This is a genomic window from bacterium, from assembly GCA_019637795.1.
Taxonomy (GTDB): Bacteria; Desulfobacterota; Binatia; order HRBIN30; family CADEER01; genus JAHBUY01.
On sequence record JAHBUY010000001.1, the window covers coordinates 992,105 to 1,014,568 of the forward strand.

Annotated in this window: 17 protein-coding genes and 1 pseudogene; 9 read left to right on the forward strand and 9 right to left on the reverse strand. The window is 72.3% G+C overall.

What is annotated here, in order from left to right; genetic code table 11:
* Window positions 1-460: 460 nt before the first annotated feature.
* Genes crcB through KF840_04200 form a run of 3 tightly spaced genes read left to right on the forward strand, consistent with a single transcriptional unit; the run spans window position 461 to window position 2,444 of the window.
* Window positions 461-847, forward strand: a complete 387-nt coding sequence (gene crcB, locus KF840_04190; GenBank protein MBX3024091.1) for a fluoride efflux transporter CrcB — start codon at window positions 461-463, stop codon at window positions 845-847.
* Window positions 848-861: 14 nt separating this feature from the next.
* On the forward strand, window positions 862-1,212 hold the full coding sequence (locus KF840_04195) for a DUF190 domain-containing protein (protein ID MBX3024092.1): 351 nt from the start codon (window positions 862-864) through the stop codon (window positions 1,210-1,212).
* 47 nt (window positions 1,213-1,259) lie between these two features.
* Entirely contained in the window at window positions 1,260-2,444 is a 1,185-nt protein-coding gene (locus KF840_04200; GenBank protein MBX3024093.1) for a cytochrome P450, read from the forward strand.
* A 28-nt stretch (window positions 2,445-2,472) separates the two neighbouring features.
* Here KF840_04200 and KF840_04205 read toward each other — a convergent pair whose 3' ends face one another.
* From KF840_04205 to KF840_04220, 4 genes are all read right to left on the reverse strand, one after another.
* Window positions 2,473-5,262 (reverse strand): HlyD family efflux transporter periplasmic adaptor subunit, encoded by a 2,790-nt coding sequence (locus tag KF840_04205; GenBank protein MBX3024094.1) that lies wholly within the window; start codon window positions 5,260-5,262, stop codon window positions 2,473-2,475.
* Between the two features lie 80 nt (window positions 5,263-5,342).
* Entirely contained in the window at window positions 5,343-7,004 is a 1,662-nt protein-coding gene (locus KF840_04210; GenBank protein ID MBX3024095.1) for an acetyl-CoA carboxylase carboxyltransferase subunit, read from the reverse strand.
* 399 nt (window positions 7,005-7,403) lie between these two features.
* Window positions 7,404-8,315 carry an SDR family oxidoreductase gene (locus tag KF840_04215; protein ID MBX3024096.1) on the reverse strand — a complete coding sequence of 304 codons (912 nt, stop codon included), beginning with the start codon at window positions 8,313-8,315 and terminating at the stop codon, window positions 7,404-7,406.
* Between the two features lie 299 nt (window positions 8,316-8,614).
* On the reverse strand, window positions 8,615-9,052 hold the full coding sequence (locus KF840_04220; protein ID MBX3024097.1) for a hypothetical protein: 438 nt from the start codon (window positions 9,050-9,052) through the stop codon (window positions 8,615-8,617).
* A 192-nt stretch (window positions 9,053-9,244) separates the two neighbouring features.
* Here KF840_04220 and KF840_04225 point away from each other — a divergent pair, with 192 nt between their 5' ends.
* The 4 genes and pseudogenes from KF840_04225 (at window position 9,245) to KF840_04240 (ending at window position 15,766) form a co-directional block, all read left to right on the forward strand.
* On the forward strand, window positions 9,245-10,909 hold the full coding sequence (locus tag KF840_04225) for a hypothetical protein (GenBank protein ID MBX3024098.1): 1,665 nt from the start codon (window positions 9,245-9,247) through the stop codon (window positions 10,907-10,909).
* A 25-nt stretch (window positions 10,910-10,934) separates the two neighbouring features.
* On the forward strand, window positions 10,935-12,602 hold the full coding sequence (locus KF840_04230) for a hypothetical protein (protein MBX3024099.1): 1,668 nt from the start codon (window positions 10,935-10,937) through the stop codon (window positions 12,600-12,602).
* An 87-nt stretch (window positions 12,603-12,689) separates the two neighbouring features.
* On the forward strand, window positions 12,690-14,690 hold the full coding sequence (locus KF840_04235; protein MBX3024100.1) for a hypothetical protein: 2,001 nt from the start codon (window positions 12,690-12,692) through the stop codon (window positions 14,688-14,690).
* A pseudogene (locus KF840_04240) lies at window positions 14,690-15,766 on the forward strand (response regulator). The gene KF840_04235 and the pseudogene KF840_04240 overlap by 1 nt, the downstream one beginning before the upstream one ends.
* Window positions 15,767-16,695: 929 nt before the next feature.
* Here the strand turns inward: KF840_04240 and KF840_04245 are convergent.
* The gene (locus KF840_04245) at window positions 16,696-17,247 is read right to left on the reverse strand and encodes a hypothetical protein (protein MBX3024101.1); all 552 of its coding nucleotides are present in this window, start codon (window positions 17,245-17,247) and stop codon (window positions 16,696-16,698) included.
* On the opposite strand from KF840_04245, the gene KF840_04250 reads away from it, so the two are divergent.
* Window positions 17,246-17,527 (forward strand): hypothetical protein, encoded by a 282-nt coding sequence (locus KF840_04250; protein ID MBX3024102.1) that lies wholly within the window; start codon window positions 17,246-17,248, stop codon window positions 17,525-17,527. The genes KF840_04245 and KF840_04250 overlap by 2 nt on opposite strands.
* Window positions 17,528-17,584: 57 nt before the next feature.
* Here the strand turns inward: KF840_04250 and KF840_04255 are convergent, their stop codons facing one another.
* From KF840_04255 to KF840_04270, 4 genes are all read right to left on the reverse strand, one after another.
* Complete coding sequence (locus tag KF840_04255) at window positions 17,585-18,031, reverse strand: hypothetical protein (GenBank protein MBX3024103.1); 447 nt, start codon at window positions 18,029-18,031, stop codon at window positions 17,585-17,587.
* Window positions 18,032-18,130: 99 nt separating this feature from the next.
* Entirely contained in the window at window positions 18,131-20,527 is a 2,397-nt protein-coding gene (locus tag KF840_04260) for a penicillin acylase family protein (protein MBX3024104.1), read from the reverse strand.
* Window positions 20,528-20,724: 197 nt separating this feature from the next.
* Entirely contained in the window at window positions 20,725-21,060 is a 336-nt protein-coding gene (locus tag KF840_04265) for a hypothetical protein (protein MBX3024105.1), read from the reverse strand.
* Window positions 21,032-21,286, reverse strand: a complete 255-nt coding sequence (locus KF840_04270; protein MBX3024106.1) for a BrnT family toxin — start codon at window positions 21,284-21,286, stop codon at window positions 21,032-21,034. The genes KF840_04265 and KF840_04270 overlap by 29 nt, the downstream gene beginning before the upstream one ends.
* Window positions 21,287-21,479: 193 nt before the next feature.
* Here KF840_04270 and KF840_04275 point away from each other — a divergent pair, with 193 nt between their 5' ends.
* The gene (locus KF840_04275) at window positions 21,480-22,454 is read left to right on the forward strand and encodes a hypothetical protein (GenBank protein ID MBX3024107.1); all 975 of its coding nucleotides are present in this window, start codon (window positions 21,480-21,482) and stop codon (window positions 22,452-22,454) included.
* Window positions 22,455-22,464: the final 10 nt, after the last annotated feature.

Here is a 22,464-nt window from a genome sequence, read left to right on the forward strand (position 1 = left end):
AGAGCCCCCCGCCGCGGCGGGAATGGTTGGCCAGCCCTTCCCGCAGCCGGCGGAAACCGCCCCCCGGGAACCCCGTCCACCGGGCTGGGCCACCGCACACGCTTGTACGGCGCCGCTGTACAGGTCCGTTCAGTGGCCGGGGAGCTGCTGCCGAGATCCGGCTGCCGACCGTGGCACGCGGCTTGCCCTACCCCTCCCCAGCGAAACGCAGTGGGGAGGGAAGGGACATGCAGGTGATCGCGACGGGGAAGTGGTCGAAGGCGTTGAAGCGGTGGCAGATGGTGGTGGCGATCCGGCGCCCGGGGAAGGACGCCCCGGTGGCGCGGCGCCAGCCGACCCGTCCGGCGAAGTGACCGATCCCTCTCCCACCGGAGAGGGCCGGGCCTCCGCGGCCGCGGCCCCCCTGGTGTGAACCCCGCCCTTCCCTGTAGGCAGACTGCCGCGAAGGAGCGGGTGGGCGGTGCGACTGTTCTGGATCTGCGTCGGTGGGGCGTTCGGCAGCGGCGCCCGGTATCTGTTGTCCGGTTGGGTCCTCGAGCAGTTCGGCCCGGCGTTTCCCTCGGGGACGCTGGCGGTCAACGTCATCGGCTCGTTTCTGCTCGGGCTGCTGATGTATCTCGGCGTCGAGGCCGGCATGCTGCCGCCGACCCTGCGCCTGGCGTTGACCACGGGGCTGATGGGCGGGTTCACCACCTATTCGACGTTCAGCTACGAGACGATGCGCTATCTCCAGGACGGCGCCTGGGCGCTGGCGGCGATCAACATCGCCGTCACGGTGGTCGCCTGTCTGATCGCCTGCCTGTTCGGTTGGGGCGTGGCGCAGTGGCTGGCGGGGCAGTCCGCCTGAAGGGAGCATCGATCATGCGCGTGCTGACGGGTGAGCAGGTTCTGGTCCGCATCTTCATCGGCGAGTCGGATCGCTGGCATCATCAACCGCTGCACCTGGCGCTGGTCGAGCGGCTGCGTCGCGAGGGTTTCGCCGGCGCCACCGTCTTCCACGGCGTCTCCGGCTTCGGCGCCCGCAGCGTCCTGCACACCGCGAGCATCCTCCGCCTCTCGGAGGACCTGCCGGTGGTCGTGGAGATCGTCGACTCCGCCGAACAGATCGAGAAGCTGACGCCGATCCTCGACGAAATGGTGAGCGAGGGCCTGGTGACGATGGAGAAGGTGCAGGTGTTGAAGTACGCGTCCGGTCCGCGGCCGAGCGCCTGACGGCGCGAGCGGGCATCGGCGACGGCGGGTGTGATACAGCCGCCGGCATGGAGCTGAACCCGTTCTCCTGGGACTTCCACGCCGATCCCTATCCGACGTACCGCTGGCTGCGCGATCACGCGCCGGTGTATCGCAACGAGGCGCTCGGCTTCTTCGCGCTGTCGCGCTGGGACGACGTCGTCGCCGCCTCGCTGGCGCACGAGGTGTACAGCTCGGCGCAGGGCACGGTCCTGGAGATGGACCGCGCGATCGCCGAGAGCTTTCCGATCATCATCTTCATGGACCCGCCGCGGCAGACGCGCCTGCGCCGCCTGGTGAGCAAGGCCTTCACCCCGGCGCGCATCGCCGCCCTCGAGCCGTTCATCCGCGCCACCGCCGTCGCGCTGCTCGACCGGATGCGCGACGCCGGCGGCTGCGACTTCATCGCCGACTTCGCCGCGCGCCTGCCGATCGCGGTCATCAGCGCCATGATCGGCGTCCCCGACGGCGACCGCGACATGGTCCGCGCGTGGACCGACGAGTCGCTCGATCGGGACGCGGACAGTCCCCAGATCCCCGCCCGCGCCCTCGCCGCCAGCGCCCGCCTCGGGCAGTACTTCTACGCCCTCGCGAGCGAGAAGCGCGCCCATCCCAGCGACGACATGATCAGCCTCCTGGCGCACGCCGAGGTCATCGATGACGAGGGCGGCGCGCAGCGTCTGACCGACGCCGAGCTGGTCGGCTTCTGCAACCTGCTGTCGGCGGCCGGCAACGAGACGGTGACCAAGCTGCTCGGCAACGCCGTCGTGCTCCTCGCCCGCCACCCCGAGCAGCGGCGCCGCCTGGTCGCCGATCCGGGGCGCATCCCCGACGCGGTCGAGGAATGCCTGCGCTACTGGCCGCCGTCGCAGTACCAGGGGCGGACGCTGACCCGCGACGTCGCCCTGCACGGCGTCACCATGCCGCGCGGCGCCTTCGTCCTCCTGCTCACCGGCGCCGCCTGTCGCGACGAGCGCCAGTTCGCGGATGCCGACCGCTTCGACATCGCGCGCGAGGTGCCGTTGCAGCTCGCCTTCGGCCACGGCGCCCACAAGTGCCTCGGCGCCGCGCTCGCCCGTCTGGAGAGCCGCATCGCCCTCGAGGAGCTGCACGCCCGCATCCCCGCGTACGAGATCGACGAAGCCGCCTGCCGCCGCGTCCACATGAGCAACGTCCACGGCTTCGCCGCGGTGCCGATGACCTGGACGCGGTGATCGCGGGTCGCCCGCCTGGCGGGCGGACCTATAGGACGCTGCTCAGGTACTCGTCCGTGCGGGCGCGGATGCGGCGGGCCCGTTCGGCCGGGTCCTCGACCACCAGCTTCTCGTCCGGCTCGACCTTGAACAGGGTCTGGCCCTTGCGCACGACGACGCCGGGCTCGTGCATGACCAGCTCGGTGACGGTGCCGGAGAACGGCGCGTAGACCTTGTTGAACATCTTCATCACTTCGATGATGTAGAGCGGCTGGCCCTTCTCGAAGTGGCTGCCGACCTGCACGAACGGCGGCAGGGTCGGCGCCTCGCGATCCCAGTAGACGCCGCCCATGGCGGCGACGATTTCGTCCGAGCGCATCGCCGGCGGCGGCACCAGCACCTTCTTCATCGCCTCCTGCAGCGCCGGATCGTGCAGCCGCTCGGGGATGATCGGCGACAGGTCGTCGCCGAGGCGCAGCTCGTAGAAGCCGGCGCGGGTGGCGATCAGCGGCACCAGGGCGAGGATCTCGAGCCCGAGCTGGTGGCCGAGGTGACTGGCGCGGACGCGCGCCCACTGCTCGGCGGCGATGCCGAACGCCGGCCGGGCGCCGCGCAGGGCGCGGTCGATCTCCTCCCACGCCAGGCCGGCCGGCAGGTGCCGCGCCAGCGCCGCGTAGAAGGCGAGGGCGGTATCGAGCAGCGCGCGGTCGTGGCTCCAGATCAGCTCGGCCGCCGGCGCGCTGGCATCGTCGATCATGTCGAGCAGGCGGTAGGTGTCGTAGAGGATCTCGACCGGGTTGCGCCGCCAGGTCACCCGCCCGTCGCCGACGGCGAAGTCGTGCATGTGCCGCGACAGCCAGGCGGAGAGGAAGTGCGGCTCGTGGAAGAGCAGACGCAGCGGCCGTTCGATCAGCGTCTCCTTGAGATCGAAGCAGGCGCGCGCCTCGGGGCCGAGCTCGGCGATGCGGCGGCGTTCGACCTCGTGGAAGGCGTATTCGAGGTCGATCTGCTGCGCCTCCTGCTCGATCAGCCCGACCAGCGTCAGGTAGGGCACGACGAACTTGGTCGTCGGCTTCGCCCACGGGTCGCGGCACAGGAACCAGTTCATCAACCCGAGGTGGAACTCGCGGTTGGTGGCGAGGTCGATGCCGCGCAGGCGGGTGCGGCGCAGCACCTCGGTCAGGCGCGCCCAGCTCTCCTCGCGCGTCGCGCCGGTGGCGAGCAGCAGGGCGACGTTCGAGTCGTAGGCGCCGGCCAGGCGGTAGCGCATGAAGAGGCCGGTATCGGGGTTCTTCAGGCTGATGCCCTGATCGTCGCGGATCTCGACCTCGATCGGGTCCGACCACGACACCATGATGCCGCCCGCCGCCGGCTGCAGCGCGCCGTCGGTGGCATTGAGCCGCACCTCCAGCGCGGCGCCCTCGCGCGGCACCCGGGTCGGCCGCGGCAGCCGCGTCCCGTGCCTGGCGATCAGCGCCATCGCCTCGATCAGCGAGTGGACGTCGAAGGACGCCGCCGGATCGCTCGGATCGGTGAAGCGCAGGGCGTAGCAGAGCTCGGAGACGCGGTGCTCGACCTGGATCCGGGTGTTGACCTCCATGAAGTAGTGGCGGTCGCCCTCGACGATGCACTCGAAGGTCGAGGCGCTGTCGAGCTTGACGGCGCGGCCGAAGCGCTCGGCCTCGGCCTCCATGCGCTCGAGCACGCCGAGGTCGGTGGCCAGCACCGCCGCCTTGTCGCCGTCGCCGGCGGCGCGCGCCCGCTCGATGGCATCGCGCAGCCCCTCCTGGGTGATCGAGACCTCGATCAGCTTCTGCTCGTGCATCTGCAGCGAGCAGTCGCGGCCGCCGAGCGTCACGCACCAGGCGCCGTTGCCGAGCATCTGGATCTCGTTGTGGCGCGTCGACTCGACGTTGAGCTCGATCAGCATGTTCTTGTTGTCGCCGACGCCGCCCGCCTTCACCTCGGCGAGGATCTCGCGCACCAGCCCGGGCACGCCGTCGGCGGCCGAGAAGATGCGCTGCCCCTTGCCGCCGCCGCCGCCGATCGCCTTGAGGCGGAAGCGGCGGCCGGGATTCTCGCGCAGCAGGCGGGCCGCTTCGTCCTGGATCGCGGCCGCCAGCTCGTCGATGGTGAAGAGGTCGAGGTGGGCGCGGTACGACGCCTCGAGCAGCGCCTCGGCGGCGGCGTGCAGGTCGCCGTCCTCGCCCAGCCCCGCCACCTCGAGCCGGTGTTGCGCGGCGCACTGCCGCAGCGCCGCGCGGTCGGGATGCTTGCGCAGCAGCGCGCGCACCGTGGCGTCGTTGATGCCGGGCGTCACCGACACCTGGTTGGCGATGGCGGTGCGCTTGGCCTCGTCCTTGGCGCCCGCCGCCGACTGCGTATACGAGCCCGGGCCGATGAAGCGCAGGCCGGCCTCCTCGAGCGAGCGCACGAAGTGCGCGTCCTCGGCCATGAAGCCGTAGCCTGCGAAGACGTAGTCGTAGCCGTGCGCGCGGCAGATGGCGATGATCTGCTGGATGCGCTGCTCGCGCTCGTCCTTGGTGGCGCCGCTGTAGTCCGGCACCGGATGGACGTGGCGCGGGTCCATGATCCGCACCTCGGGCGAGAGGGCGCGCGAGAAGACGATGCTGTCGCGCTCCGAGAGCAGGATGCCGATGTGGGTCATGCCCATCTCGCGGAAGACCTCGATCGCTTCCTTCCGCACCGGCCCGCGGCAGACGATCAGGACGCGCATGTCGTCGCAGGCGAAGGTGCGCACCCACTCCGACTCGGCGAGCCCGAGCCGCCGGTCGCGATGGACCAGCGGGTTGTTGCTGTACGGATCGACGGCATTCATCGGCGCATTCATCTTCTTCACCGCAGAGGCGCAGAGACGCGGAGACCTCTGCGCCGCCGCGTCTCCGGGGTGAAAATTCCTCAGTGGAATTCGCGCTGCGGCCCGGTCATCGGGCCGGGGGTGTAGGCGCGCAGCAGCCCTTCGAGGTTGCGGGCGAGAACGTGGCGCAGGTCGTCGGGCATGACGATCTCGGAGATCGAGCCCAGCGACAGCGCTTCGCGCGGGTTCATCAGCTCGCGCTCGTAGCGCTGGCCGATCTCGGCCTCCTGCGCCTTGAGCCAGTCCTCGCCGTGCTCCCTGGCCTTGGCGCGGGCGGCGCGCAGCTCGTCCTTGTAGACGTACTCCTTGCCCGCCGGGCCCATGACCGCGACGCGGGTGGTCGGCAGCGCCAGCACCAGGTCGGCGCCGGTGGCGTAGCAGTTGAAGGCCGCGTAGGCGCCGCCGAAGGCGTTGCGCAGGATGAGCAGGATGCGCGGCGTGCGCAGGTCGATGATCGAATCGAGCATGGCGCGCCCGGCCTGGACGATGCCGCGGCTCTCCTGCTCGCGGCCGGGCAGGAAGCCGGTGGTGTCCTCGATGAAGATGACCGGCACGTTGTACAGCGAGCAGAAGCGGACGAAGCGGGCGATCTTGAAGGCGGCGTCGACGTCGATCTGGCCGCTGGCGACGGCGCTGTTGTTGGCGACGAAGCCGACCACGTGCCCGCCGAGGCGGCCGAAGGCGGTGATCGCGTTGCGCGCCCGGTCGGGCTGCAGCTCGAAGTAATCGCCGCGGTCGCACACGCGCTCGATGATGATCGAGACGTCCAGCGGGGTGTTGAAGCCGGTCGGCGAGTTGAACGCCTTGCGCAGCAGGGCGTCGACTTCGATGGTGCGGCGCTCGATCGGGTCGCCGGTCGGCAGGAACGGCGCCATCACCTTGTTGGAACTCGGCAGGTAGGAGAGCAGGCGGCGGGCGGTGCGCAGCGCCGCCACCTCGTCGGTGACGCACACGTCGGTGACGCCGGAGGCGCCGTGGACGCGCGGGCCGCCGAGCTCGTCGGGCGACACGTCCTCGCCCAGCACGCTCTTCACCACCCCCGGCCCGGTGAGGCCGAAGAAGGTGTCGTCGGGCTGGATCATGAAGCTGCCCTGGCGCGGCAGGTAGGAGCCGCCGCCGGCGTTGAAGCCGAACATGCACATGATGCTCGGCACGACGCCGCTGATCCGGCGCAGGGCGGTGAACGCCTCGGCGTAGCCGTCGAGACCGCCGATGCCGGCCGGCACGTAGGCGCCGGCGCTGTCGTTCATGCCGATCAGCGGCATGCCGCGCTCGCCGGCCAGGTAGATCAGGTTGGCCAGCTTGCGGCCGTTGGTGGCGTCCATCGAGCCGGCGCGGACGGTGAAGTCGTGGCCGTAGATGGCGACGTCACGGCCGTTGATGGTGGTCACCAGGGTGGCGATCGAGGCGCCGTCGAGGTTCTTGCCCCAGTTCTGCCAGAGCACGGTCGCCTGGGCGTCGCGATCCTGCAGCGCGTCGATGCGCTCCCAGACGGTCATCCGGTTGCGGGCGTGCTGGCGCAGGATCTGCACGGTGCCGGCGGCGGTGTACGGCCGGCGGCGCAGCTCCTCGCCGTCGCGCAGCGCCTGGTCGTAGGGCGGCAGGCTCTCGTCGCGGATCGTCGGGGCCTCGGCGAACGGGTTGTCGAGGCTCGGCTTCACGGTCTCGGTCGGGGGCGATTTGGCGGCAGCTCGTGTCGTCATCGTCGATGGCTCTGGTGGCCCCGGGAGCGGGGCCCCTTGGGCAGCTACCACATCGCTGCCGGTTTCCAAACGAGGGGGCGCCGACCTTGCACGGTCCTGACGGAGATCGGGGTGCACGGCGAGCCGGCTCAGGGGCGGCACACGTCGGGACGGAGCTCCCGCGCCTCGGCCCGCGGATCGAGCGGAGGCGTGCGTTGGCCACGCCGAGAACCAGCGCGACCCTGGACCATCAAGGCGCGGCCATCTGCTCCGGCGTGGCGTGACACCCGCCGCGGCCGGCGCCCGGTCCGGGTCGGCGGACGATACGGATGGGGCGCCGAGCGGCCATGGAGCCGAGCGCCACCGCCGTCTTCCGGTCCGGGCCGCCGGCGCGCTGCGCCGAGGACAGCGCCGGCATGTTCAGCGATACCCGGTCACGTCCGCCGGCTTCCCGGCGTCCTGCACCTCGACGAGGTAGCGCCACGCGTCGGGGCGGCTGCCGTCGACGTCGGTGAAGCCGTACACCCGCGCGAGCTCGCCCGACGACACGGACGCGCCGTTCCAGCGCGCGACGTCCGGATCGGACGCGAGCGCCACGACGGCGCGGCCGACGTAGGTGGGGGTCTCGGAGATCGCGAAGTGCGGCTGGACCTTCGTCGCGTCGCGCCAGGTAGCCTCCGTCACCCGATAGGCATCGAGCATCGCCTCCGAGCGCAACCAACCCGGCGTGAGCGACAGCGCCGTCGCCCCGTGCGGCCCGAGCTCGTGCGCGAGGGCGAAGGCCATGCGGTTCACCGCCGCCTTGGCGAGGTCGTAGAAGAACGAGACGCGGTAGTGGCGCGCATTGTAGGCGTCGGTGCCATCGGTGACCTCGACGACCAGGCCACCGCGCGTTTTCAACAGCAGCGGGATCGCGAAGTGGCTCGTGATGGCGTGCGTGTCGACGGCGCGGCGCAGCGTGTGCAGCCCGAGGTCGAGCGACGACTCCCACACGGGCTTGCCCCACTCCATCGTCGTGAGGCCCCAGATGTCGTTCACCAGCACGTGCAGACGGCCTTGCTCGCGCTCGATGCGTGCGACGAGCGCGCGCACCTCCTCCGGGACGAGATGGTCGACGCGGACGGCGATGCCGCGTCCGCCCGCCGCCGTCACCAGCTCGGCGGTCTCCTCGATGGTTTCCGGGCGGTCCATCTCGGAACGCTGCGTCCGCGTCGTGCGCCCGGTCGCGTACACGGTTGCCCCCGCTGCGCCGAGCGCGACGGCGATCCCGCGGCCCGCGCCGCGCGTCGCTCCCGCCACCAGCGCCACCTTGTCCTGCAACGCGGTCGTCATGCCGGCGCGCCTAGCAGGAGCCACCGGGAGTGGAAAAGCGGAACACGGCGGGAGAGGTCGAGCGAGCGCATGAACCGCGGCGCGGTCGCGCGGTTCGGGGCGGGACAGCGCAGAAGCCGCGGATGCGTGAGCACGACCTCGCCCGCTCTACCCGTCAGCACGAGATGCGCAGCGGCGGCGACGCCATGACGCGCCGTACGGCGTCCCGCCCATCCTCGCCGCGGGCGCACCTCGGCGAGGAAGGTCTCCAGGTGCTGGCGCACCACCCGCTGCAGGACGCCGTGCTCGCCCGGCGCGGCTCACAGCATGTCGTCGGGAAGAAGCAGCGCCAGCGTCACGCTGATCGCGAAGGCGGTCAGCAACAGGATCCCGAGCACCAGCAGGCCGATGCCGAGCACCCGCCATGACGAGTGGCGACGCCCTCCTGCCGCGAGGTGCGCCGCGAACGCCGGGCCCTGCAGCCGGTTCGCCGCCAGATGCATGATGACCCCGTAGATCAGCGGCAGCAGCAGCCGGGGAAAGCGGTCGGGAAGGAACCAGGCAATGACGAAGACCGCGATCGTGCCGAGAATCCCCCAGGTCAGGGACCGGGTCCGCGCCGGTCGATCGCCAAGGCGCTGGAAGTTCGCGGCGAGCAGCCATGCGCCGGCGAGCGGAGACGCGAGCATGGTGGCGCTGACCACCTGCCTCGGGGAGTACAACGCGCCGGCGAGCGGAGCAGACCCCTCCTCGGACATCGTCGGGAGGAGAAGCACAGATGCGCCCGGATGGCGAGAGGCGAACACGGTTGGGTGCCCGCAGGGCCGGGATCGTGCGCCTGAAGCGGCCGTTCGTCCCCGAGGCGTTTCCAGGGGCCCATCGTCGTCGCTGAGCCCTCGCACCGAACGACGTTCGGTCGATTCTCACGCCTGGTGGGCGGCGAGGTGTCGATGGCGATCGGTTCTGTTCGCGCCGGGGTGGTGATCCCGCTGCTGCTCGCACTGCCGCTGGCGGCGGCGGCGCAGACGACGGCGTTCACCTATCAGGGCGAGCTGAGCTCCGGCGGCGTCTCGGCCGGCGGCAGCTACGACCTCCGGTTCGGCCTCTTTCCGGCCGCGGCCGGCGGGACGCAGATCGGCAGCAACCAGACGGTCTCCGCGGTGCCGGTGGTCGACGGCGTCTTCACCGTGCAGCTCGACTTCGGCGCCGCCGCCTTTCCGGGCGCCAACCGCTTCCTCGAGATCGCGGTGCGGCCGGCCGGCAGCGGTGCCTTCACCACCCTGGCGCCGCGCCAGCAGATCAGCTCCTCTCCGTACGCCATCCGCACGCTCAGCGCCGCCACCGCCGACGGCCTGTCGAGCGCCTGCGTCGGCTGCATCAGCGACGCGCAGATCGGTGCCGTCAGCGGCGGAAAACTGATGGGCCAGATTCCGGCGTCCAGCGTGCCGGGGGGCAGCGGCAGCTACATCCAGAATGGCACGACGCCGCAGGCCAACGCGCGCTTCAACGTCGCCGGCAACGGCACCATCGGCGGCGTGCTCAGCGCCGTGACCGCCGCGGTCGGCGGCGCGACCGTGCCGAACGGCGTCGCGCTGGCCGTGAACGGCCCGGCGCGCGTCAGTCCCGGCGGCAGCGGCGGCTTCGTGCAGATCGGCAGCCCCGGCGGCGAGACCGGCCTGTCGATCATCGGCGCCAACAATCGCGCCGATCTGCGCTTCAACGACGGCACGCTGAAGCTCGTCGCCGGGCCAGGCGGCGGACCGCCCGGCTCGATCAGCGGCCTGTCGATCAATGCCGCGGGCCAGGTCGGCGTCGGCGCCGACGGCGCGTTGGGCGGGCAGCTACACGTCTTCGGCAACCAGCAGCCTGGCATCCGCGCGATCAGCGACGGCAACCGCGCCATCTGGGGGAGCAGCCTGGGCAGCAGCCGCGGCGTGTTCGGCGACAGCGTCAGCGGCGAGGGCGTGCACGGCGAGAGTCAGAGCGGCACCGGGGTCGCCGGGGTTACCGGTGCCGGCAGCGTCAACAACCCGGGCGTGTTCGGCGCCGCGAGCGGGGCGGGCGGCGTCGGCACCCGCGGCGACGGCGCCACGGGCGTCTACGGCCGCTCGACGGTCGGCGGCGGGGTCGGCGTGACGGGCGAAGCGGGCGCCGGCGGCGGCACCGGCGTGTACGGCTCGAGCCCTTCGGGCCCGGGCGTGTGGGGAACGACCAGCAGCGTCACCGGCGCGGCCATCCAGGCCAGCAATACCGCCGGCGCCACCGCCATCGCGGCGGACGGCAACGCCAAGCAGACGCTGACGCACGGCGGCTGGGTGAAGGCGATGCTGTTCATCGAAGCGAACGGCGCCATCAGCCGCTGCTACAACTCGCAGACCAGCGGCAGCGCCGTGTCGACGCCGCCCTGCGGCTTCGGCGTCCAGTACACCGGTGTGTACTTCATCACGCCGCCGTTCGACATCCACCAGCGCTTCATCAGCGTCACCTCCTCGCCATCGGGCACCGCGCAGACGATCCCCAACGTGCTGGTCAGCATGCCGCGACTCTTCGACGTGTCGCTGCAGACGGTGGATGGCGACTACGCCGCGGCGTCGTTCGCGCTGTTCATCTTCTGAGCGGCGCAGGAGTCGGCTCGCAGGGATGAAGACAGGGCTCTCCTTCGTCGCGTTCGGGGTGCTGCTCGTGCTGCCGCTGGCGGCGACGGGGCAGCCGACGGCGTTCACGTATCAGGGCGAGCTGCGCAGCGGCGACGCGCCGGCCGACGGCAGCTTCGACCTGCGCTTCGGCCTGTTTCCGGCCGCCGCCGGCGGCGCGCAGATCGGCGGCGATCAGATCAGGTCGGCCGTGGCCGTCGCCGCCGGCGTCTTCACCGTGCAGCTCGACTTCGGCGTCAGCGCGTTTCCCGGCGCCAGCCGTTTTCTGGAGATCGCCGTGCGCCCGGCGGGCAGCGGCGGCTTCACCACCCTGACGCCGCGCCAGCAGATCAGCTCGGCGCCGTACGCCATCCGCACGCTCGGCGCCGCGACGGCCGATTCGCTGTCCAGCGCCTGCGTCGGCTGCGTCTCCGACACCCACATCCAGTCGATCAGTGGCAGCAAGGTGAACGGCGCGATTCCGGCATCCAGCGTGCCGGCGGGCAGCGGCAGCTACATCCAGAACGGCACGACGCCGCAGACCAACGCGCGCTTCAACATCGCCGGCAACGGCACCGTCGGCGGCGTGCTCAGCGCGGCGACGGCCGCGGTCGGCGGCGCCGCCCTGCCGAACGGCGTCGCGCTGGCGGTGAATGGCCCGGCGCGCGTCAGCCCCGGCGGCAGCGGCGGCTACGTGCAGCTCGGCTCGCCCAGCGGCGAGTCGGGCGTCTCGATCATCGGCGCGAACAATCGCACCGACCTGCGCTTCAACGACTCCACGGTGAAGCTGGTCGCCGGGCCGGGCACCGGACCGCCCAATCAGACCAGCGGCGTGTCGATCAACACCGCCGGACAGGTCGGCATCGGGGTCGACGGCGCGCTGGACGGGAAACTGCACGTCTACAGCGACACGCAGCCCGCCGTGCGCGCCATCAGCTACGCCAACCGCGCCATCTGGGGGAGCGCCCAGGGCAGCAGCCGCGGCGTCTTCGGCGACAGCTACAGCGGCGAGGGCGTGCACGGCGAGAGCCTGAGCGGCACCGGGGTGGCCGGCATCACCGGCGCCGGCGCCGCGGATACCGCCGGCGTCTACGGCGCCTCGAGCAACCCGACTGGCGTCGGCACGCGCGGCGACGGCGCCACCGGCGTCTACGGCCGCTCGACGGTCGGCAGCGGCATCGGCGTCCGGGGCGAAGCCACCGCCAGCGGTGGCACCGGCGTGTCCGGCAGCAGCGCCGCCGGACCCGGGGTTTCGGGAACCAGCAGCAGCAACACCGGCGCGGGCGTGGTCGCGGTCAACAGTGGCACTGGTCCCGCCATCGCGGCGCAGGGCAACGCGGTGCAGTCGCTGGCCGCCGGCGGCTGGGTCAAGGCGATGCTCTACGTCGAAGGCAACCGCACGATCAGCCGCTGCTACAACTCCCAGGCGACCGGCGCCGCGGTGTTCACGCCGCCCTGCGGATTCCAGGTCAGCGCCGGCGCGACGGGCGGCTACCCCATCACGGCTCCGTTCGACATCAACAACCGATTCATCAGCGCCACGCCCGCCAACTCCGGCCTCGCGCAGACCAACCTCAACATCTCGATCAACGCCCCGCGCGTGTTCTACGTCACCATCCAGACGAACGACGACGGCGACTCCATCGACGCCTCGTTTGCGCTGTTCATCTTCTGATGCGACGCGCTCGGCACGGATGAATCGCCGCGTCGCGGTTGACCGGCCGCCGGCAGGTGCGCGAACGTCCAGGCGGACGGGAATCGCGTGCCGCCGCGACACCTCATCGCATCCATCCTCATCGCCGGGACCACCCTGGCCGGCGCCGCGCGCGCCGCGCCGCCGCTGCGGCTGGACGGAAGGCATGGCGAGTACCGCCTCGCCGGACGGTTCGCGCTGCTGGAGGATGCCGACCAGCGCTTCACCATCGACGAGGTGCGCGCGCCGCCGCTGGCCGAGGCATTCGTCGCCACCACCGACACGGTGCCCAACCTCGGCCTCAGCGACTCGGCCTGGTGGGTGCGCCTGCCGCTGCGCGCCGCCACCGCCGGCGAGTGGTATCTCGAAGTGCCGTGGCCGGTGGTCGATCGCGTCACCGCCTGGCTGCCCGACGGCGCCGGCGGCGTCGTGCGACAGGAGGCCGGCGACGCGCTGCCGTTCGCGCGCTGGCCGATCCCCGCCCGCAACCCGACCTTCCGCCTGCGCCTGTCCGCCGGCGCGGAGGACACCGTGTACCTGCGCGTCGCCGGCGAGGACACCATGCTGTTGCCGCTGACGCTCTGGTCGGCCGACGCCTTCGCGCTCGAGCAGCAGCGCGACGCCTTCGGCTTCGGCATCTACTACGGCGCGCTGGCGGTGCTGGTGGTCTACAACCTGATCCTGCTGCTGACGCTGCGCGACCGCGCCTACCTCTACTACGTGCTGCTGGTCGGCGCCTGGACGCTGTATCACGCCTCGCTGAACGGCTTCGCGGCCCAGTACCTGTGGCCGACCGCGCCACGCCTGGCGCAATGGTCCGTCCACCTCACCGCCCTGCTCGCCTTCGCCTTCGCCGGACTGTTCGCGCGCAGCTTCCTGCTCACCGCCACGCATGCGCCGCGGCTCGACCGCGCCCTGCGCCTCCTCACCGGCGTCGGCGTGCTCTTTCTGCTCTGGCCGCTGATCGGCTCCGTCCACGCGTTCATCGTGCTCGGCGGCGCCGTCGGCCTGAGCGGCGCGGCGCTGATGGTGGTCAGCGGCGTGGTGTGCTGGCGCGCCGGCTTCCGCCCGGCGCGCTACTACGTGCTCACCTGGAGCATCGGCATCGCCGCGCTGTTCGTCTGGGGCCTGCGCGGCTACGGCCTGGCGCCGAGCAACGTGGTCACCGACCGCGCCTTCGAGTTGGTCGTCCTCTCGACCGCGATCACGCTGTCGCTCGGCCTCGCCGACCGCTTCAACCTGCTGCGCAGCGACCTGGAGCGCAGCGCGCGCGAGCAGGGCCGCCTGCTCGGCGAGTTGCAGACGCTCAACCACGAGCTGGCGGCGCGGGTCGCGGCGCGCACCGCCGACCTGGCCGAGCGCACCCGCCAGCTCGAAGCGGCGAGCCGTCACAAGTCGGCCTTTCTCGCCCACATGTCGCACGAGCTGCGTACGCCGCTCACCGCCATCATCGGCTTCGCCGAGCTGCTGGCGAGTCGTCCGTTCGGTCCGCTCAACCCCAAGCAGGCGGAGTACGTCGAGGACATCCGCGATTCCGGCCAGCACCTGTTGGCGCTGATCAACGACGTGCTCGATCTGTCGAAGATCGAGGCCGGCCGCATGGAGCTGGAGCCGAGCCGCTTCGACCTGCCGGCGGTGATCGACGGCGCGCTGACGCTGGTGCGCGAGCGCGCCGAGCGCCAGGGGGTGGCGCTTGCCGCGACGGTCGACGCCGACGTCGGCGAGCTGCTCGCCGACGAGCGCAAGGTGCGCCAGGTGCTGGTCAACCTGCTCGCCAACGCGGTGAAGTTCACGCCCAGCGGCGGGCGCGTCGACGTCCACGCCTCGCGCCGCAACGGCAGTTGCGAGATCGCCGTGCGCGACACCGGCGTCGGCATCGCCGCGGCCGATCAGCGGGCGATCTTCGAGGAGTTCCGTCAGGTCGGCGGCGACGCCGGCGCGAAGACCGAGGGCTCTGGCCTCGGCCTCGGCCTGGCGCGGCGGCTCGTCGAGCTGCACGGCGGGCGGCTGTGGGTGCGCAGCGCGCCGGGCGAGGGTTCGACCTTCACCTTCAGCATCCCGGTGACCTGATGAGCGGACGCATCCTGGTGGTCGACGACACGCCGCGCAACCGCAAGCTGCTCGCCGACCTGCTGACCGCCAGCGGCTACGAGGTGGTGCTCGCCGCCTCCGGGCCCGAAGCGCTGCAGCGCCTCGCCGACGACCCCCCCGACCTCGTGCTGCTCGACGTCGTCATGCCGGAGATGAGCGGCTATGACGTCTGCCGCGCCATTCGCGCCCGGCCGCGGAGCGCCGTGCTGCCGGTCGTGATGGTCACCGCGCTGGAGCCGTCGAGCGAGCGGGTCAAGGGGCTGGAGGCGGGGGCCGACGACTTCCTCGCCAAGCCGATCAGCCAGCCCGAGCTGCTGGCGCGCGTCCGCTCGCTGCTGCGCGTCAAACAGCTCTACGACCGGGTCGAGGACCAGGCCGGCCAGCTCGCCGAGTGGAACCGCTCGCTGGAGCAGCGGGTGCGCGAGCAGGTGACGGCGCTCGAGCGCCTGGAGACGCTGAAGCGCTTTCTGCCGCCGCAGATCGTCGCCCAGGTGGTGGCCGGCGGGGCCGGCGATCCGCTCGCCAGCCACCGCCGCGAGATCGTCGTGCTGGCCCTGGAGCTGCGCGGCTTCACCGCCTTCGCCGAGACCGCGGCGCCGGAAGACGTGATGGGCGTGCTGCAGGAGTTCCACCTCGCCATCGGCCGTCTCGTCGTCGACTACCAGGGCACCATCGAGCGCGTCACCGGCGACGGCATGACGGTCCTCTTCAACGACCCACTGCCGCAACCGGATGCCGCGGAACGCGCCCTGCGCCTGGCGCTGGCGGTGCGCGAGCGCGGCCGCGCGCTGGCGGCGCAGTGGGCGCAACGCGGCTTCGACCTGCACGTCGGCCTCGGTATCGCCCAGGGCTACGCGACGCTCGGGCCGATCGGTTTCGATGCCCGCTCCGCGTACGCCGCGATCGGCACCGTCACGCAGGTCGCGGCGCGCCTCGGCGAGGCGGCCGCAGCGGGCGAGATCCTCGCCGCGCAACGCCTGCGCGCCGCGCTCGAGCCGATGGCACGCTGCGACACGCCCGGCGAGCTGGCGCTGCGCGGGTTCGCCCGCCCCGTGGCGGCATTCCGCGTGCTCGACGCGCGCGCGACGCCCGCCGCGGCGGGGCCGGCCGACGCGGCGCCGATGCGGCTCTTCCGCCGCGAGGGCGAGTACTGGACGATCGGCTACCAGACCGAATGGGGGCGGCTGCGCGGGTCGAAGGGGCTGATCTACATGGCGCACCTGCTGCGCTCGCCCGGACAGGAGTTCCACGTCCTCGACCTCATCGCGCTCACCCGCGCGCCGGCCGACGGCACCGGGCCGCTCGCCGCCGCCGGCGACGAGCTGGCCGTCGGCGGCCTCGGCGACGCCGGCGAGCTGCTCGATCCGCGCGCCAAGCAGGCGTATCGCGAGCGGCTTGCCGAGCTGCGCGCCGAGCTCGCCGAAGCGGAGGGCTTCGCCGACAGCGGCCGCGTGGCGCGCATGCACGAGGAGATCGCGCGCCTGTCGCAACAGCTCGCCGCCGCGGTCGGCCTCGGCGGCCGCGACCGGCGCGCCGCCGCGGCGACCGAACGCGCGCGCGTCAACGTGACGCGCGCCATCTCCGACAGCCTCAAGCGCATCCGCGAATCCGCCCCCTTGCTGGCCCGCCACCTGGAGGCGTCGATCCGAACCGGCGCGTTCTGCGCCTACCAGCCGGCGGACTCGTCCGGCGTGCCATGGCAGACGTAGCGGTCGGCTGACGCCGATCGAACATCGTTCGGTCGATCCTCACGCCTGCAGCGCCGAGGAGGGCTGCCCATCCGACGACGGCGACAGACGGCGGTGCGCGCCGGCGTGCTCGCGTTGCTGTTGCTCGCGGCCGCGGCGCCGCGTGCGCTCGGCCAGCCCTACGGCCTGAAACGCGGCGCCACGCACAGCGGCGGCGCCAGCGCGGCGACGGGTGGCGGCTTTCAGCTCGGCGCGGCGATCGGCCAGCCGCTCGCCGGCGGCGCCGGCGGCAGCGACTACGGAATCGGTGCGGGCTTCTGGGGCGGCGCGCCGATCGCGGCGCCACCGACCGCGACGCCGCCCCTCACCGCCACCCGGTCGCCGTCCGTCTCCCCGAGCCGCACGGCGAGCGCGAGCGGGACCGCGACCGCGACGAGCACGCCGGTCGCCAGCGCGACCGGCACGGCGACTCTGTCGATCGGCCCGGCGACCGCGAGCGCGAGCGCGACGCGCACCGGCAGCGCCTCGCCGACCGCGTCGACGACGCCGCCGCCGTCGCTGACCATCACCGCGACCGCCACGCCATCGCCGTCCGTCTCCCCGAGCCGCACCGCGAGCGCGAGCGCGTCCGCGACGAGCACGCCGGTCGCCAGCGCGACCGGCACGGCGACCCTGTCGATCGGCCCGGCGACCGCGAGCGCGAGCGCGACGCGCACCGGCAGCGCCTCGCCGACCGCGTCGGCGACGCCGCCGCCGTCGCTGACCATCACCGCGACCGCCACGCCGTCGCCGTCCTCCTCGCCGGCCGTGCCGTCGGCAACGGCGACGCCCGCCCCGACGCGCAGCATGACGACGACGACGAGCGCGACGCCGAGCCCCTCCGCGTCACCGTCTCCCTCGCCGACCGAGACGCTGCCGCCGGCTGCCTGCGCCGGCGACTGCAACGGCGACGGGGTCGTGCTGGTCGACGAGCTGGTGCGCGCCGTGAGCATGGCGCTCGATACGCTGCCCCCGTCGGCCTGCCCGGCGGTGGATGGCGACCGCGATGGGCGCGTCTCGATCGCCGAGTTGGTGCGCGCCGTCGACCGCGCGCTGAACGGCTGCGTCGATGCCGCGGCACGGCTCTGACGACCTCGGCGGGCGGGCGCGGGGGTTACGGCGCGATCTTCGCGAAGCTGTCGGCGGTCAATTCGGCCATGGCGGCAGACGTCGTCTGAGGACAGGCATCCTCAGCCTGGCCGGCGCGAGCGCCCGCACCCGGGGCAGCAGGTCTTCGCCGCTGTCGCGATCCTGCATCTGCGTGAAGAAGGTGAAGTGGTTGATGCCGGAGGCGCGGGCGTCGATGCGTCGGGTCGACATGCGCAGGAGCCGCGCCAGGCGCACCACGCCGATGGGCATTTCGCGGCACATGCCGACATTGCGCACCTTCGTGCCCCTGTTGATGGCCAGCGTCACACGGCTCATCGGGTTCGACAGGTTCACCAGGAAGGCATCGGGGCAGTGGCGCTCGAGGTTGCGGCAGATGCGTGCTTCGATGCGCGCTTCGCCATCCGCGTGGGACAGCGGCGGTGCGCATGCCGCGGTCCGGCGCGGCGCCGCGCCGGCGCGGCGGTCGGCACCCAGGCGCAGCACCCGCTGACCGGCGCGCGCGCCTGTGGCCACCCGTCCGCCCGCCGCGGCGCCGGCCAACGCCGCCGGGGTGCTGGCCGTTCGCGGATCGGCCCCGCGCCCTCACCTGCCGCCGCGTTCGAATTCCAGCACCTGCTGGAAGGTCGGGCGGTTGGTGGTGGGGAAGGTGTCGGGCAGCAGGCCGGGGACGAAGCCGGTGCGCGACGCCGTCTTGCGCCAGAGGGACGGGTCCGCCTGGCCCTGCTGCGCGGCGACGGTGGCGGCGGTCTGATGGATCGCCTGCCACAGCGAGGCACGGCAGGCCGCCAGATCGCCGGCCCCGCAGTAGGCGAGGTTGAACCGCCCCCGCACCGGATCGCCGAGCAGGGTGCGCAGGTCCTTGTCGACGTAGGAGGCGCCCTCGAGGCCGTCGAGGTCGCGGATGCGGTCGAGCTGCGGGATCAGCGCGCCGATGACCGGCGACATGACGGCGTTGACGAGCGGCCGCCAGATGGCGTCGAAGACCGCCGTGCCGGCGTCATCGAAGAAGCCGTCCAGATCGGCGTCGAGGCGCGGCGCGTCGCGCCCGATCCATTCGTCGACGATGTCGAGGATCTGCTGGTCGCGGGCGTCCGGCGCGGCGCCGGTGCGCAGGACGCGGCTGATCACCGGCCAGGCCGACGAGCGCACGTCCTCGGTCGCGGCGCGGTTCATGATCCCGACGTTGTCGGTGATCCGCGCCAGCGCCGGCCATTTGTCGAAGTTCTCGACGCGCTGCACCGAACCGTACGGCTCGTCATCGCCGTGCATGAAGCCCGGGGCCGAGCGGTTGTTCCAGTTGAGCAGCAGGCCGCCGGGTCCGAAGACGGCGTGCGGGTGCCGTCGCTCGGAGAGGAAGCCCTGCCATTCGTACGCGCCCGTGCCGAGCGTCGGCAGCCGGCGGTCGAGGCCGGCCGAGCGCTTCGGCAGCAGGCCCGAGGAGAAGTAGGCGGTGGCGCGGCGCGAGACGTAGGCCCAGTTGAAGGTGAAGCCGAACTCGTTGGCGATGTGCCAGAACTTGCGCGGCGAGCGCGCCCTGCCCTCCGTCATGTGCTTGAGCGCCACCAGGTTGAGGACGTCGCGGCCGAAGGTCGAGCGCTGGCGCGACAGCGCGTACGGCTGGCCGTTCACCGTCGCGGTGGCGAACACCGGGCCGTGCACGGTCAGGTTGTAGACCAGCGGCGTGGTGCCGAGCAGGCCGGCGTTGAAGCTGGTCATGGCGCGGCACTCGCCGTTGAACAGGTAGTGGGTCGAGGCGCGGGTGGGCGCCGAGTGGTCCGGCTCGCAGAGTTGCTCGGCGAAGACGTCGCGCACGTCGTGGCCGGCCGAGGTGAGGCTCCACGCGTAGTCCGGGGTGCGGCCGATGAGGATGTACATCGCCAGCCCCGGCACGGCGGCGCCCTGGGCGGTGAAGTCCGGGTAGTGCAGGTCGATCTGCTGCACGATCTCCGGGTAGTAGTAGCCGAGCTGCGGCCCCATGACGGCGAGCGAGTTGCCGGTGGCGGAGCGCATCGGCGCCGTCACCAGGAAGTTCGAGGCGCGCCGGCGCGCCGGCGCCGCCGCCGCCTGGGCCGGCGACTGCTTGGGATCGATGCTCTGGATCGAATCGGCATCGAGGACCACCGAGCCGGTCACCGCGCCGCCGGTGAGCGTCGGGTAGTTGAAGCGGCGGCTGATCGTCGTCGGCGCCTCCGGGTCGTCGGCGAGCATGACGTCGGACCACGCCTGGTGGCCGGCGTCGGCGCCGAGCTGCCCCTGCAGCTTGGCCAGCAGGTCGGCGTTCGCCGCCTCGCCGCCGCCGCCGGCGCCGAATATCGAGCCGATGAACGCGGTCACCGCGACGACGTCGTTCACCCCCACCGGCGGCTGGTCGATCTGGTGCGCCGCCCAGTAGGCGTTGACGCCATCGGCGTACGCCTGCGCGTCGGCGAGCAGCTCCTCGCCGTCGGCGCCGTAGGTGTCGCGGATGAGCTGCACCTGCTGCGTCACCAGCGCCTCCGCCTCCGCGCTCGGCGTGAACGGCTGGATGCTGGTGACCAGCGAGAAGGCGTCGATGTTCGGCACGTCGGCGACGGCGACGCGCGCCGGTCCGCGCCCGACCTGCAACAGCAGGCCGCGGTCGCGCGCCGTCACCCAGCCGGCGCCGAAGGCGACGTCGGCGCGGGTGTTGCCGTAGATGTGCGGAATGCCATACGCGTCGTAGCGGATGTGCGTGCCGGGCCGGCCGGTCGCCTCCTCCTGCGAGGGCTCGATCGGCTGGAAGTCCTCGGGCAGGTAGAAGTGCTCGATGTCCGCCGGCGTGATGTTGTCGCGCAGCGGCGTCAGCCCGGAATAGAGCGGCAACTGATCGGTGGAATGCGACGTCGTCGGCAGGCCGCCGTAATTGCCCGGCGGCAGGATGTAGCGCGCGGTGTCGGCGGCCGGCGCGGCCGATGCCGTCAGCACGGCGAGCGCCAGAGCGAAGCAGAGCGATGCCTTCATGGAACGTCCCCTTTCGCGCGGCAGCCCCGACGCTGCCGGCTTCCCAGCGCTACCAACGCCGCGCGTGAAAGGCCATGGCCCGAGGAGACGAGGGCAGATGACAGCGATCTCACCGGCCGCGACGGCTCCGTCGTCGTCCGGCCACGGCCGATGCGCGACCGCTGCCCGACACGGACGGCAACCGGCGGCTCGTCCGCTCAGCCGGCCCGGCGAATCCACCCCAACAGCGCCGCCCGCATCGCCTGGTGCAGGTTGAGGTGCTTGGCGCGCGCCGTCGTCTCGAGCTGCTTCCACAGGGCTTCCGGCAGGCGGACCGATCTCGCCACCGTCGTTCGGCGCTTGCCGCGGCCCGGATGACCCCGCCGCAGCAGCACCACCTCGGTCGCCAGTTGCGGCATCTCCCACAGCGCTTGCAGCGACGGTCCGCCGGGCGCGCCGGCGCCGGCGAAGGCATTGCGGCGGACGGGGCCGAAGCGCGCGAAGTCGACCGGCCCGGCGAGTGGATCAGTCGCTCTCGTAGCGCGTCTGTTCATGCCTGGTGGCCTTTCTGGCGCTGATGATGCGGATGACGTCGAGCTGGACCTCCGCATGGACGACGTAGAGCAGGCGCTCGCGGCGCGAATAGCCGATCAGGAGAAGCGGTCGGCGTGCAGCGTGTCGGGGTAGTAGGCGCCGAGCTCGTCGTCGAATGCCGACGCGGCCTCCTCGAACGAGACGCCGTGCTTGCGGAGATTTGCCGTCGCCTTCCTGCGATCCCATACGAAGCGCACCGGTAAAATGTATGACAATAGATCCCGAGATCCCGGCGGGCGCAACGCGGCCGTGACCGCCGCCGCGACGCCGCGGACGCGTCCGGGACGCGTCGCGCGGACCGGCCACCGATTCGCGTCGGGGCCGCGGAGCCGCGATCTCGCAGGTGCACGGCGGCCCGCCCGGTGCTACAACGCCGCGCGTGCGGATCCTCGTTCTGCTGCTGGCTGGGCTCATGGGCTGCGGCGGGCTGGCGCCGAGCGCGCCGGGCGTGCCGGCGAGCGCGGTGGTGGCGACCCTGCCGGTGGGCGACGCGCCGACGCTGCTGGCCGCCTCGCCCGACGGCCGCCGCCTCTACGCCGCCTCGAACGGCTCGATCACGGTCATCGACGCCGCCAGCAACACGGTGGTGACGTCGCTGAAGGACGATCCCAACAGCACCGGCATCGCCGTGGCGCCGGACGGCGCGCACGTCTACGTCACCCACCTGTTCTCGATCGACCTGACGGTGATCGACACCGCCACCGACACCATCGGCAAGCCGGTCGTGATGTTCCTCTCCCGTCTGCGCGGCGGCTTCGGCCGCCTGGCGGTGGCGTCCGACAACCGCACCGTCTATCTCGCCAACACGGCGAACCAGGCGTTCGCGATCATCGACCTCGGCGGTGGGCCCGGGAGCCTCCTCAAGCCGACCGTGTGGCCGGTCGACGTCGCCATCGCCGCCGACGGCCGCACCGTGTACGGCGCCGGGTGCAAGCGGATCTGCACCCCCGGCTTCGTCCAGCTCTACGACGTGGCGACGCAGCGCTTCACCGGCGAGATCCGCGTCGACGGCAACCCCTACCGCATCGTCCTGTCGCCCGACGGCGCCGCCGCCTACGTCGCCAACCTCACCGGCCCCAGCGTCTCGTTCGTCGACCTCGCCAGCCGCGCGACGACGACCACCGTCGCCGTGCCGCCGCAGCCGACCGGCATGGGGATCAGCCCCGACGGCCGCACCCTGTACGTCGCCAGCCAGACCGCCGGCACGCTCAGCGTGCTCGACGTCGCCAGCGCCTCGGTGCGCGGCCAGCTCCCGGTGTACCAGGCGCGCGACGTGGCGGTCAGCCCCGACGGCCGCCACGTCTACGTCTCGTCGGCCGACAAGGTCCTCGTCCTCGACGCCAGCCAGCTCTGAGCCATCGCCG